We start from the raw sequence: 12,818 nt of genomic DNA on the forward strand, positions 1-12,818 counted from the left end.
TTCAGGACGCTTCGGCGTTCACAGACAGACCGCCGCCATGCCCTCCGGGACAGAACGGCGGTTTTATTATGTAGAGAGGACGAAATGAGCGAGCAAGTGATCGGTAATTCCCCCCTGCAAGACCTGCTGCGTAACAACCGCCAGTGGGCCCAATCGGAGGTCAATCGCGATCCCGAGTTTTTCCAGCGCCTGGCGCAACAGGCTTCGCCCGAATATCTGTGGATCGGCTGTTCCGACAGCCGGGTGCCCGCCAACGAACTGCTGGGCCTCGCGCCCGGCGACGTGTTCGTGCACCGTAACATCGCCAACGTGGTGGTGCACTCGGACCTGAACTGCCTGTCCGTGCTGCAGTTCGCCATCGACGTGCTCAAGGTCAAGCACGTGATCATCGTGGGCCACTATGGCTGCAAGGGCGTGCACGCGGCCATGACGGGCACCCGCGTGGGCCTGGCCGACAACTGGCTGCGCCACGTGCAGGATGTGCACCAGAAGCACGAGCGCTACCTCGGTGACGTGCTCAACACCAACGCCCGCTCGGAACGCCTGTGCGAACTGAACGTGGTGGAGCAGGTGGTCAACGTGTGCCAGACCACCATCGTGCAGGATGCGTGGGACCGCGGCCAGGAATTGACCGTGCATGGCTGGGTCTACGGCCTCAAGGATGGCTTGCTGAACGACCTGGAAATGACCGTCACGTCTGGCGACGACCTGGCGCCACGCCTGGCGGCCCGCCTGCAGAAGTACGGCGAGCAGCCGGCCTGACCCGTTTGCGCGGGCGACCGGCGGCGCCGGTCGCCCGCGCTGCCTCCCCCGTTGTCTCCAGCGCGTGGTGCGGTTCTTGCTTATACTGGATGTATGAAGCTTAACATTCGCACGCCATGAATCCCCGGCTGCCACCAGAACCAGCCATGCGCAATCTCCGTATCATCATCGTCAACACCGTCATCACGGCCGCCAACGCGGGCGACGTGGCCCAGCGCGCCCAAGCGGCACGGGCCCAGGCCCTGCGCGAGGGCTTGCAGGAGGCCGGTTATGACATCCTCGCCTCGCTGCCGGCCGACATGTATCTGCCCGACCAGATTGCCCAGCTGCAGCCTGACATGATCATCATCGACGCTGAATCGGACGCGCGCGACGTGCTCGAACACATCGTCGTGGCCACCCGCGACGAACGCCGCCCCATCGTGCTGTTCACGGAAAGCGAGGACGAACAGTCCATGGAACAGGCCATGCGGGCCGGAGTGAGCGCTTACATCGTCGCCGGCCTCAAGGCTGACCGCATCAAGCCCGTGCTCAACGTGGCGCTGGCCCGCTTCAAGCAGGAGCAAAAGCTGCTCACGGAATTGAACGACACCAAGCACAAGCTGGCCGAGCGCAAGGTGATCGAGCGCGCCAAGGGCTTGCTGATGGCGCGCCACCGCCTCACCGAAGACCAGGCTTACCAGAAGCTGCGCAACATGGCCATGAACAAGAACCTCAAGCTGGCCGAAATCGCGCAGCGCATCCTCGACGTCGAGGACTTGCTGGGCTGAAGGCCGTCCAGAATGGTGCGCGGCACAAAAACAGTGCGTTTTTTCCGGCATTTCACGGGCTGAACTGCGCCCACATCGCCCCAAATGCATGGCATGGTCCTTGCACTCACTCCATGGCATAGCGAGTCCGGCCAATGGCGGCCGGGCTGCACAAGACAAGGGCGTCTGCACCGCATGCCAGCGAGCACGGCGGGAAGGGCGCCTTTTTATTTGTCGATGGAGAGCACTGCGATGATACGCACCAACATGCGAACCCAGCCAACCGGAGCGCGGCCATGAGCGGCGGACTGAAACCGGAAAAGCAAACCGTCAAGATCGGCTTCAATCCGCTGACCGACTGTGCCACCGTGGTCATGGCGTCCGTGCTGGGCATGGACGAAAAATACGGCATCAAGATCGTGCTGCGCAAGGAAGCCTCGTGGGCCGGCGTGCGCGACAAGCTCGTCAGCGGCGAGCTGGATGCCGCCCACCTGCTGTACGGCATGGTCTACGGCGCCCAGCTCGGCGTGGGCTGGCAGCAGAAGGACATGGCCATCCTGATGAATTTGAACCGCAACGGCCAGGCCATCACCCTGTCGCGCCGGCTGGCCGAGCAGGGCGCCGTGGACGGCCCCTCGCTGGCTGCGCTGATGCAGGGTGCGCCGCGCACTTACACCTTCGCCCAGACCTTCCCCACCGGCACCCATGCCATGTGGCTGTACTATTGGCTGGCCGCGCACGGCGTGGACCCGATCCGCGACGCGCGCGTGATCACGGTGCCGCCCACGCAGATGGTGGCCAACCTGAGCGCCGGCCACATGGATGGCTTTTGCGCCGGCGAACCCTGGGGCCACCGTGCCGTGGCCGATGGCGTGGGCGTCACGGCCGCCACCAGCCAGCAGATCTGGCCCGACCATCCGGAAAAAGTGCTGAGCACCACGGCCGCCTTCGTCAAGCATCACCCCAACACCTGCCGCGCGCTGGTGGCGGCCGTGCTGGATGCGGGCAAGTGGATAGAAGCATCGCCGGCCAACAAGCTGGCCGCACTGGAAATCCTGGCCGGCCACGGCTACGTCAACACCAGCCGCGACGTGATCGCGCCGCGTGCGCTGGGCCATTACGAGAATGGCCTGGGCAAGAACTGGCAAGACCCGTATTGCCTGCAATTTCACGCCAACGGCGCCGCCAACTTCCCCTACCTGTCGGACGGCATGTGGTTCATGACCCAGCTGCGGCGCTGGGGCCTGATCACGCGCGACCCCGAATACCTGGCCGTGGCCAGCCATGTGCACCAGATCGGCCTGTACCGCCAGGCCGCCGAGATGAGCGGCACGCCCGTGCCCGACAGCATGCTGCGCAGTTCCAAGCTGATGGACGGCATCGTGTGGGATGGCCGCGACCCGCGCGCTTACGCCGCCGCGTTCCCGATACGGCACCGGGCCCAGGCCCCGGCCGAAGCTGCGACTTTTTGAGGAGAGCACCATGAATGAGCAAGGCAGTGTCACCCTGGTGGGCGCCGGTCCCGGCGACCCGGACCTGTTGACCATCAAGGCCGTGAAAGCCATCGCCCGCGCCGACGTGGTGCTGATCGACGACCTGGTGAATCCGGACATCCTGGTGCACGCACCCAGGGCGCGCGTGATCCAGGTGGGCAAGCGCGGCGGCTGCGAATCGACGCCGCAGGAATTCATCGAACGCCTGATGGTGGCTGAAGCGCGCGCCGGCCACCACGTGGTGCGCCTGAAGGGCGGCGATCCCTACCTGTTCGGCCGCGGCGGCGAGGAACGGGCCACGCTGAAATCGCACGGCATCGCCGTCGAGGTGGTGCCCGGCATCAGCAGCGGGCTGGCCGCGCCGGGCACGCTGGGCGTGCCGCTCACGCACCGGTCCTGGAGCCAGGGCGCCGTGTTCGTCACGGGCCACGGCAAGGATGCCGCGTCCGAACCGAACTGGGCGGCGCTGGCCCAAAGCAAGCTGACGCTGGTGGTGTACATGGGCGTGGCCCGTTGCGAGGCGATCCAGGCCGGCCTGCTGGGCGGCGGCGCCGACCCGTCCACGCCGGTGGCCGTGGTGCAATCGGCCACCTGCCGCGCCCAGCGCCAGTTGCTCACCACGCTGGGCGAGCTGCCGGCCGCGCTGCGCGCGAGCGGCCTGGGCAGCCCCAGCATCATCGTCATCGGCGACGTCGTGCGCTGCGCCGACGACTGGCAAGCGCAGCTCGCGCAACCCGGCCTGGCCATGGCCGCCTGCTGACGGCCGCGGAAAATGGGGATGAAAAATGGGGACGTAGCATCATTTCCAAGGAAATGATGCTCCGTCCCCATTTTCCGTCCGCCCTCCCCCCGTTTTTCCAAAAACCAAAATCGGGGACGTAACACGGTTTTCCCATAGATCAATGCTGCAAGGGAAAATGGTGTTACGTCCCCGATTTTCTTTCGGGGAAATTGTGCGTCCTCATTTTTTCTGCTTGTCCGGTTTTGGGCACTGCTCGCGCACCGTTAGCGTGCGTCGCTGCACCGCAACATCGCACCATTCCCGCCCGATCTGGCCCTGTGGCAACGCTTTGCGCGCTTTTCCCCCTGTGGCGCCCTGCCGATACAGCTGGCACAGCTCTTGCAATAGCTAAGGTAAGGGATCAAAGGCGATCCCCACCACATTTCGCCGGTCTAACGACGGACCGGCAGGACAACGGCGTCCGCCCAACCTGGTCTTTCGACCTGAGTGGGCGGGCGCCGTTTGCGTTTTCTTAACGGGAAAATAAACATGACCAGCAAAGCTAACAGCATCAAGCTTTTCTCGATCTCCACCCCGCCGATGCGGGCCTTCCACCTGACCTGGATGGCGTTCTTCGTCTGCTTCTTCGCGTGGTTCGCTTGCGCACCGCTGATGCCTGTCATTAAAGGCGAGTTCAACCTCAGCGTGGCGCAGATCGCCAACATCAACATCGCCGCCGTCGCCATCACCATCCTGGTGCGACTGATCGTCGGCCCGCTGTGCGACCACTTCGGCCCGCGCAAGACCTACACCGGCCTGCTGCTGCTGGGCGCCATCCCCGTGATCGGCGTGGCCTTCGCCCAGAGCTATGAAAGCTTCTTGATGTTCCGCCTCGGCATCGGCGCCGTCGGCGCCAGCTTCGTGATCACCCAGTACCACACCTCGGTCATGTTCGCGCCGAAAGTGGTGGGCACGGCCAACGCGGCCGCCGCCGGCTGGGGCAACGCCGGTGGTGGCGCGGCGCAGGCGGCCATGCCGCTGCTGATGGGCGCCATGGTCATGGCCGGCGTCAGCGAAACCATGGGCTGGCGCGCTGCCCTGATCGTGCCGGGCGTGCTGATGATCATCATGGCCGGCATCTACTACCGCTACACCCAGGACTGCCCGGAAGGTAACTACGCCGACATGCGCGCCGCCGGCATCCCCATTGAAGGCGGCAAGAAGGGCGGCTGGGACAGCTTCAAACTGGCCGCCACCAACCACCGCGTGTGGCTGCTGTTCGTCACCTACGGCGCCTGCTTCGGCATCGAGATCTTCATCCACAACATCGCCGCCATCTACTACGTCGACCACTTCGGCTTCTCTGTCAAATCGGCCGGCCTGGCCGCCGGCAGCTTCGGCCTGCTGGCCCTGTTCGCCCGCGCCCTGGGCGGCTGGGTGTCCGACAAGGCCGCACTGCGCGGTGACCTGAACAGTCGCGTCACGCTGCTGTTCGTGATGATGATCGGCGAAGGCGCCGGCCTGCTGTGGTTCGCCAACGCCAGCGGCGCCACCTATGCCGTGATCGCCATGCTGACCTTCGGCCTGTTCACCCACATGGCTTGCGGCGCCACCTACGCGCTGGTGCCCTTCGTCGACAAGCGCGCCCTGGGCGGCGTGGCCGGCATCATCGGCGCCGGCGGCAACGTGGGCGCCGTGGCGGCTGGCTTCCTGATGAAGGGCCTGGGCAACACGCAGCAAACCCTGGGCGTGCTGGGCGTACTGGTGGCCGTATCCGCACTGTGCGCACTGGCGGCCCGCTTCTCCAGCGAAGCCATGGAAACGGCGTCCATGCCCTCCAAGATCGCAGCATAAGAGTAATCGAGCATAAGGAACCGCATCATGAAAATCATCGTCATCGGCCACGGCATGGTCGGCCAAAAATTCCTGGAAACGCTGGGTGACAGCAGCGACCTGCACGTGACCGTGCTGTCCGAAGAGCCACGTCCGGCTTACGACCGCGTTCACCTGTCCGAGTATTTTTCCGGAACCACGGCCGAGCAGCTGTCGCTGGTGCCGCCCGGCTTTTTTGAACGCGGCAACCTGCTGCTCAAGCTGAACACCCGCGCGGTCGCCATCGACCGCGCGGCCAAGACGGTCACCGTGCGCAGCGGCGAAGTGCTGGAGTACGACAAGCTGGTAATGGCCACCGGCTCCTATCCCTTCGTGCCGCAACTGCCGGGCAAGGACCGCAAGGATTGCTTCGTCTACCGCACCATCGAAGACCTGGAAGGCATGCTCGCCTGCGGCAAGCGCTCCAAGACGGGCGTGGTGATCGGCGGCGGCCTCTTGGGCCTCGAATGCGCGAAAGCCCTGCGTGACATGAACCTGGAAACCCACGTGGTCGAATTCGCGCCGCGCCTGATGGCGGTGCAGGTCGACGATGCCGGTGCGCGCGTGCTGCGCCAGAAGATCGAAGACCTGGGCGTGACCGTCCACACCGGCAAGAACACCACCGCCATCGTCGATGGCGAAGCGGGCACCCACCGCATGGAATTCGCCGACGGCAGCCACCTGGACACGGACATGATCGTGTTCTCGGCCGGCATCCGCCCACGCGACCACCTGGCGCGCGAGTGCGGCCTGGCCATCGGCCCGCGCGGCGGCATCTCGATCAACAACCAGTGCCTGACCTCGGACCCGAACATCTACGCCATCGGCGAATGCGCGCTGTGGAACGGCCAGGTGTTCGGCCTGGTGGCGCCCGGCTACGACATGGCCCGCATCGCCGCCAAGCACCTGCTGGGCGAGCACGAAGCCGAGTTCACGGGCGCCGACATGAGCACCAAGCTCAAACTGATGGGCGTGGACGTGGCCAGCATCGGCGACCCGCACGGCAAGGTGGAAGGCAGCCGCTCCTACCAGTTCACGGATGAGCGCAAGCAGATCTACAAGAAGATCGTCGTGTCCGACTGCGGCAAATACCTGCTGGGCGGCGTGATGGTGGGCGACGCCAGCGAATACGGCACCCTGCTGCAAATGATGCTCAACAAAATCGAGCTGCCCGAGTCGCCCGAATTCCTGATCCTGCCGCAGTCCGACGGCAAGGCCAAGCCCGGCCTGGGCGTGGATGCGCTGCCGGCAAGCGCCCAGATCTGCTCGTGCAACGCCGTTTCCAAGGGCACGTTGTGCGACGCCGTGGGCGGCGGCGCCACCAGCATCGGTGAGCTCAAGTCCTGCACCGGCGCCGGCACGGCCTGCGGCGGCTGCGTGCCGCTGGTGACCCAGATCATGAAGTCGGAAATGAAGAAGCTGGGCATGGCCGTCAACAACCACGTGTGCGAGCACTTCCCGTACTCGCGCCAGGAGCTGTTCCACCTGATCCGCGTCGGCAAGATCACCACCTTCGCCGACCTGCTCAAGCAGCACGGCAAGGGCCTGGGCTGCGACGTGTGCAAGCCGCTGGCGGCCAGCATCCTGGCCTCGTGCTGGAACGACTTCGTGCTCAAGAAGGAGCATGCCAGCCTGCAGGACACCAACGACTACTTCCTCGGTAACATCCAGAAGGATGGCACCTACTCCGTCGTGCCGCGCATGGCCGGCGGTGAAGTGACGGCCGATGGCCTGATCGCCGTGGGCACCGTGGCCAAGAAGTACGGCCTGTACACCAAGATCACGGGCGGCCAGCGGGTCGACCTGTTCGGCGCCCGCGTCGAGCAGCTGCCGCTGATCTGGGAAGAACTGATCGCGGCCGGTTTCGAATCGGGCCACGCTTACGGCAAGTCGCTGCGCACCGTCAAATCGTGCGTGGGCTCGACCTGGTGCCGTTATGGCGTGGACGATTCCGTCGGCCTGGCCATCGAACTGGAGAACCGCTACAAGGGCTTGCGCACCCCGCACAAGATCAAGTTCGGCGTGTCCGGCTGCACCCGTGAGTGCGCCGAGGCGCAGGGCAAGGACGTGGGCATCATTGCCACCGAGAAGGGCTGGAACCTGTACGTGTGCGGCAACGGCGGCATGAAGCCACGCCACGCCGAACTGCTGGCCTCCGACCTGGACAAGGCCACGCTGGTGCGCTACATCGACCGCTTCCTGATGTTCTACACCCGCACGGCCGACCGCCTGCAGCGCACCAGCGTATGGCGCGACAACCTCGAAGGCGGCCTCGATTACCTGAAGGACGTCATCATCGGCGACAAGCTGGCCATCGCCGCCGAGCTGGAAGCGGACATGCAGCACGTGGTCAACACCTACGCATGCGAATGGAAGGCCGCCGTGGAAGATCCGGAAACCCGCAAGCGCTTCCGCCACTTCGTCAACAGCGACCAGGCCGACCAGAACGTGTTGTTCATGGAGGAACGGGGCCAGATCCGTCCGGCCACGCCGGAAGAACGCCAGCGCGTGATTCCCATCGCAGTCAAAGCAGCCTAACCCGTCAAGCTAAAGGAGAACACCATGCACCGCGACATTCAAACCGATAACTGGATTTCCGTTTGCGCGCTCGACGAGATCGTGCCCAACACCGGCGTCTGCGCCCTGCTCAACGATACCCAGATCGCCGTGTTCCATGTGGACGACGGCGGCCCGCGCGTGTTCGCCATCGAGAACTACGACCCCAACTCGCACGCCGCCGTGCTCTCGCGCGGCCTGGTGGGCAACCTGGGTGAGCGCATCGTGGTCGCCTCGCCCATCTACAAGCAGCACTTCGACCTGCAAACGGGCGAATGCCTGGAATCGCCCGAGCACTCGGTGGCCACCTATCCCGCCCGCGTTGAGGGCGGAAAGGTCTGGGTAGGTTTATGAAACCGGCGCTGGTTGTCATCGGCAACGGCATGGCGGGCATGCGCACCGTGGAGGAGCTGCAGAAGCTGGCGCCCGACATGTACGACATCACCGTGTTCGGCGCCGAGCCGCACGGTAACTACAACCGCATCCTGCTGTCGCCCGTGCTGGCCGGCGAAAAGAGCATCGACGACATCATGCTGCACACGCGCCAGTGGTATGTGGACCACGGCGTCACGCTGCATGCGGGCGATCCGGTCGTGCACATCGACCGCCGCAAGCGCGTGGTGCGCGCCGCCTCCGGACTCGAAGTGCGCTACGACCGGCTGCTGCTGGCTACCGGCTCCAAACCCTTCATCATTCCCGTGCCGGGCCACGACCTGCCGGGCGTGATCGCGTTCCGCGACATCCAGGACGTGGAAACCATGCTGGAAGCGGCGCGCAATCATCGCCACGCGGTGGTGATCGGCGGCGGCCTGCTGGGTCTGGAGGCGGCCAACGGCCTGCTGCGCCAGGGAATGGAAGTGACGGTGGTGCACGTGACGGACGCGCTGATGAACCAGCAGCTCGACAAGCCCGCCGCCCAGCTGCTGCAAAAGGCGCTGGAAGTGAAGGGCCTGCGCTTCATGCTGAGCGCCCAGACGGAAGCCATCGTCGGACCGGACCGCGTGACCGGCGTGCGCTTCAAGGACGGCACCGAGATCCCGGCCGACCTGGTGGTGATGACGGCCGGCGTGCGTCCCAACATCGAACTGGCCAAGGCTTCGGGCCTGCACTGCGAACGCGCCATCGTGGTGGACGACACGCTGCAGACCTACGATCCGCGCGTGTACGCCGTGGGCGAATGCGTGCAGCACCGCAGCGCCACCTTCGGCCTGGTGGCGCCGATCTGGGAACAGGCGCGCGTGTGCGGCGCCCACCTGGCCGGCGCCGGCCACCGCCGCTACGTGCAGCAAACCTCGCCCACCCGCCTCAAGGTGACGGGCGTGGACCTGTACTCGGTGGGCGACTTCATCGGCGGCGAAGGCAGCGAAGACCTGGTGCTGCGCGACGCCAAGCGCGGTGTCTACAAGCGCCTCGTATTGAAGGACAACCGCATCGCCGGCGCCGTGCTGTACGGCGATGTGCAAGACGGGCCGTGGTACTTTGGCCTGATCCAGAAAGGCACCGACATCGGGCCTATCCGCCATCATCTGCTGTTCGGCGAAGCGCTGTGCGCCGCCGCCTGAACTGGCAACGCCTGAACTGGAACTGATTGTGAACCTGTCTCTCGAACCTCTCTCGGTCCGCACGACCTGCGCTTATTGCGGCGTGGGCTGCGGCGTCAAGGCCACGCCCAAGGGCGACGGCGGTACTGATATCGCCGGCGATAGCAACCATCCGGCCAACTTCGGCAAACTGTGCGTCAAGGGCTCGGCCCTGGGCGAAACGCTGGGACTGGAAGGCCGCCTGCTGCATCCGCAAGTACGCGAGAATGGCGCGCTGCGCCAGGTGTCGTGGGATGCGGCGCTGGACCGCGTGGCCGGGCAGTGGCAGGACATCATCGCCGAACACGGGCCGGACGCGGTGGCGTTTTACGTGTCGGGCCAGTTGTTGACGGAGGACTACTACATCGCCAACAAGCTGATGAAGGGCTACGTGGGCAGCGCCAATATCGACACCAACTCGCGCCTGTGCATGTCGTCGGCGGTGGCTGGCCACAAGCGCGCATTCGGCGAAGACCTGGTGCCGGTCAGCTATGAAGACCTGGAACTGGCCGACATGGTGGTGCTGGTGGGTTCCAACACGGCCTGGTGCCATCCCATCCTGTTCCAGCGCATCGCCCGCATCAAGGAAACCCGCCCGCACGTGAAGCTGGTGGTGATCGACCCGCGCCGTACGGCCACCTGCGAACTGGCCGACCTGCACCTGTCGGTCAAGCAGGGCACGGACGTGTGGCTGTTCAACGGCCTGCTCAGCTACCTGGCCCGCAACGGCGCGGTGGATGCTGAATTCGTCGCGCGCCACACCAACGGCATGGCCGAGGCGGTGGCCGCGGCCGACGTCGATTGCGCCGATCCGGCCGCCGTGGCCCGTAAATGCCGCATCGAACTGCCGGTGCTGCTGGAGTTCTACAAATCGTTTGCCGCCACCGCCAGGGTGGTGACGGCGTTCTCGATGGGCGTGAACCAGTCCTCGGCCGGGACGGACAAGGTCAACAGCATCATCAACTGCCACCTGCTCGGCGGGCGCATCGGCCAGCCCGGCATGGGGCCGTTCTCGATCACGGGCCAGCCCAACGCCATGGGCGGGCGCGAAGTGGGTGGGCTGGCCAACATGCTGGCCGCCCACATGGATCTCGAGCGCGGCGAGCACCGCGAGCTGGTGCAAACGTTCTGGCAATCGCCGCGCATGGCCGACAAGGCCGGCCTGAAGGCGGTGGACCTGTTCCGCGCCATCGAGGATGGCAAGGTCAAGGCCGTGTGGATCATCGCCACCAATCCGCTGGTCAGCCTGCCGGACGCCGACCAGGCCCGCCGCGCGCTGGAAAAGTGCGAACTGGTGGTGGCCACCGACATCATGCAGAACACCGACACCAACGCCTGCGCCCACGTGCTGTTGCCGGCGTTGGGTTGGGGCGAGAAGGATGGCACGGTCACCAATTCCGAGCGCCGCATCTCGCGCCAGCGCGCCTTCCTGCCGGCGCCGGGCGAGGCGCTGCCCGACTGGCAGATCCTGTGCCGCTTCGCCCAGCGCATGGGCTACGAAGGTTTTGACTTCAACAGCGCGCATGAGATTTTCGATGAACACGCGCGCCTGAGCGGCTATCGCAACACGGCCGACGACGTGCCGCGCGCGTTCAACATCGGCGCGCTGGCCGGCCTGGGCCAGCAAGGCTACGACGCGCTGGAACCCGTGCAGTGGCCGGTCACGCGGCTGGAATCCGGCGACCTGCTGGGCCAGGCTCGCTTGTTCGGCGACGGCCGCTTCGCCCACGCGGACGGCAAGGCGCGCTTCATCGCCGTCGTGCCCCGCCTGCCCGTCAACACGATCTGCGAAGACTATCCGCTGGCGCTCAACACGGGCCGCGTGCGCGACCACTGGCATACCATGACGCGCACCGGCAAGGCGCCCAAGCTGGCCGACCACGTTGCCGAATCGTTCGTCGACATGCACCCGCAGGACGCGCTGCTGCACGGCGTGCGCGCCGGCGAACTGGCGCGCATCAGCACGGCCTGGGGCTCGATGGTGGCGCGCGTGCAGCACGGCGGCGGCATCGCGCGCGGCAGCGTGTTCATCCCCATCCACTGGAACGGCCAGACGGCGTCCGACGCGCGCGTGGGCGCGCTGGTGAATCCGGTGGTCGATCCCGTGTCGGGCGAACCGGAATTCAAGCACACGCCGGTGCGGGTGGAGCAGTTCCGCCTGAACTGGCACGGCTTCATCCTGAGCCGGCGCGAGCTCAATCTCGACAGCGTGGCCCACTGGACCCGCATCCAGGGCCGCGACTTCGCCCGCTACGAACTGGCCGGGCGCCAGAGCATCGCCGATTTCGCCAGCTGGGCGCGCAACCTGCTGGGCGTGCAGGGCGAACAGGCCGACTGGCTGGAATACGAAGACCGCAGCGCCGGCGTGTACCGCGCCGTGCACCTGGTGGACGACCGGATCGACCAGTGCATCTTCCTGTCGCCGCGCCAGGACATGCCATCGCGCGCTTGGCTGGCCGGCCTGTTCTCCAAGGAGCAATTGAGCGAGATCGACCGCGTGGGCCTGCTGGTGGGGCAGCCGGTGGAGAAGGGCGCCGACACGGGACCGACCGTGTGCTCGTGCTTCGGCGTGGGCCGCAACACCATCTGCAACGCCATCGTGCAGCAGGATCTGCAGACGGTGGCGCAGGTGACGGCGTGCCTGAAGGCGGGCGGCAACTGCGGCTCCTGCGTCCCGGAGATCAAGAAGCTGCTGGTGGAAACGCGGGTGGCGGTGGCGGAGGAGCGGGCTGCCTGACAAAGGAGATGCAACTCATCGGCCGTTTAAGGCGAATTCGGGATGGCCGACTTTGGGAGCGCGCATAACCTGCCTCGCGCTGACTACGCACGGCGAGAACAAACACCGTGTCGAAGGCTTCCACACATCGGTAGAGGGCCACGTAGCCATGTCCTCGGCGTCCGATCACCAGTTCGCGTTTACCATTGGCAGCCGGTCTGCCGATCAGTGGGTTGTGTGCCAGAACATCGATCGCATGAACGATTTCCATGATGCGGGCGGGGCCATCGACGACTTGATACTGCGCCTGGTATGCAAGGATGCGATAGTCCTCGGCAATTTCAGGTGCAAGTTCTATCTGCGCCATGG

General features: G+C 65.6%; 10 protein-coding genes. 9 read left to right on the forward strand and 1 reads right to left on the reverse strand.

Features of this window, described 5'->3' with window-relative positions; translation table 11 throughout:
* Positions 1–84 precede the first annotated feature (84 nt).
* From can to H3H36_RS15925, 9 genes are all read left to right on the forward strand, one after another.
* Positions 85–762, forward strand: a complete 678-nt coding sequence (gene can, locus H3H36_RS15885) for a carbonate dehydratase (protein ID WP_182219070.1) — start codon at positions 85–87, stop codon at positions 760–762.
* Positions 763–908: 146 nt separating this feature from the next.
* On the forward strand, positions 909–1,532 hold the full coding sequence (locus H3H36_RS15890) for an ANTAR domain-containing response regulator (protein WP_182219071.1): 624 nt from the start codon (positions 909–911) through the stop codon (positions 1,530–1,532).
* Positions 1,533–1,807: 275 nt separating this feature from the next.
* Complete coding sequence (locus H3H36_RS15895) at positions 1,808–2,983, forward strand: CmpA/NrtA family ABC transporter substrate-binding protein (RefSeq protein ID WP_229219937.1); 1,176 nt, start codon at positions 1,808–1,810, stop codon at positions 2,981–2,983.
* Between the two features lie 10 nt (positions 2,984–2,993).
* A complete protein-coding gene (gene cobA, locus H3H36_RS15900; RefSeq protein WP_182219073.1) occupies positions 2,994–3,764 on the forward strand; it encodes a uroporphyrinogen-III C-methyltransferase in 771 nt (256 codons plus the stop codon).
* Positions 3,765–4,274: 510 nt separating this feature from the next.
* Positions 4,275–5,579 (forward strand): MFS transporter, encoded by a 1,305-nt coding sequence (locus tag H3H36_RS15905; protein ID WP_182219074.1) that lies wholly within the window; start codon positions 4,275–4,277, stop codon positions 5,577–5,579.
* Between the two features lie 27 nt (positions 5,580–5,606).
* Complete coding sequence (gene nirB / locus H3H36_RS15910; RefSeq protein WP_182219075.1) at positions 5,607–8,135, forward strand: nitrite reductase large subunit NirB; 2,529 nt, start codon at positions 5,607–5,609, stop codon at positions 8,133–8,135.
* 24 nt (positions 8,136–8,159) lie between these two features.
* Complete coding sequence (gene nirD / locus H3H36_RS15915; RefSeq protein ID WP_182219076.1) at positions 8,160–8,507, forward strand: nitrite reductase small subunit NirD; 348 nt, start codon at positions 8,160–8,162, stop codon at positions 8,505–8,507.
* The gene (locus H3H36_RS15920) at positions 8,504–9,715 is read left to right on the forward strand and encodes an NAD(P)/FAD-dependent oxidoreductase (protein ID WP_182219077.1); all 1,212 of its coding nucleotides are present in this window, start codon (positions 8,504–8,506) and stop codon (positions 9,713–9,715) included. The genes nirD and H3H36_RS15920 overlap by 4 nt, the downstream gene beginning before the upstream one ends.
* Before the next feature lie 28 nt (positions 9,716–9,743).
* Positions 9,744–12,470, forward strand: a complete 2,727-nt coding sequence (locus H3H36_RS15925; protein ID WP_182219078.1) for a nitrate reductase — start codon at positions 9,744–9,746, stop codon at positions 12,468–12,470.
* On the opposite strand, the gene H3H36_RS15930 is transcribed toward H3H36_RS15925, so the two are convergent.
* Positions 12,415–12,816: a type II toxin-antitoxin system RelE/ParE family toxin gene (locus tag H3H36_RS15930; protein ID WP_182219079.1), complete on the reverse strand. Its 402-nt coding sequence runs from the start codon at positions 12,814–12,816 to the stop codon at positions 12,415–12,417. The two genes, H3H36_RS15925 and H3H36_RS15930, sit on opposite strands and share 56 nt — an antisense overlap.
* Positions 12,817–12,818: the final 2 nt, after the last annotated feature.

The organism is Rugamonas fusca (genome assembly GCF_014042365.1).
In the GTDB taxonomy this organism is placed as follows: Bacteria; Pseudomonadota; Gammaproteobacteria; order Burkholderiales; family Burkholderiaceae_D; genus Rugamonas; species Rugamonas fusca.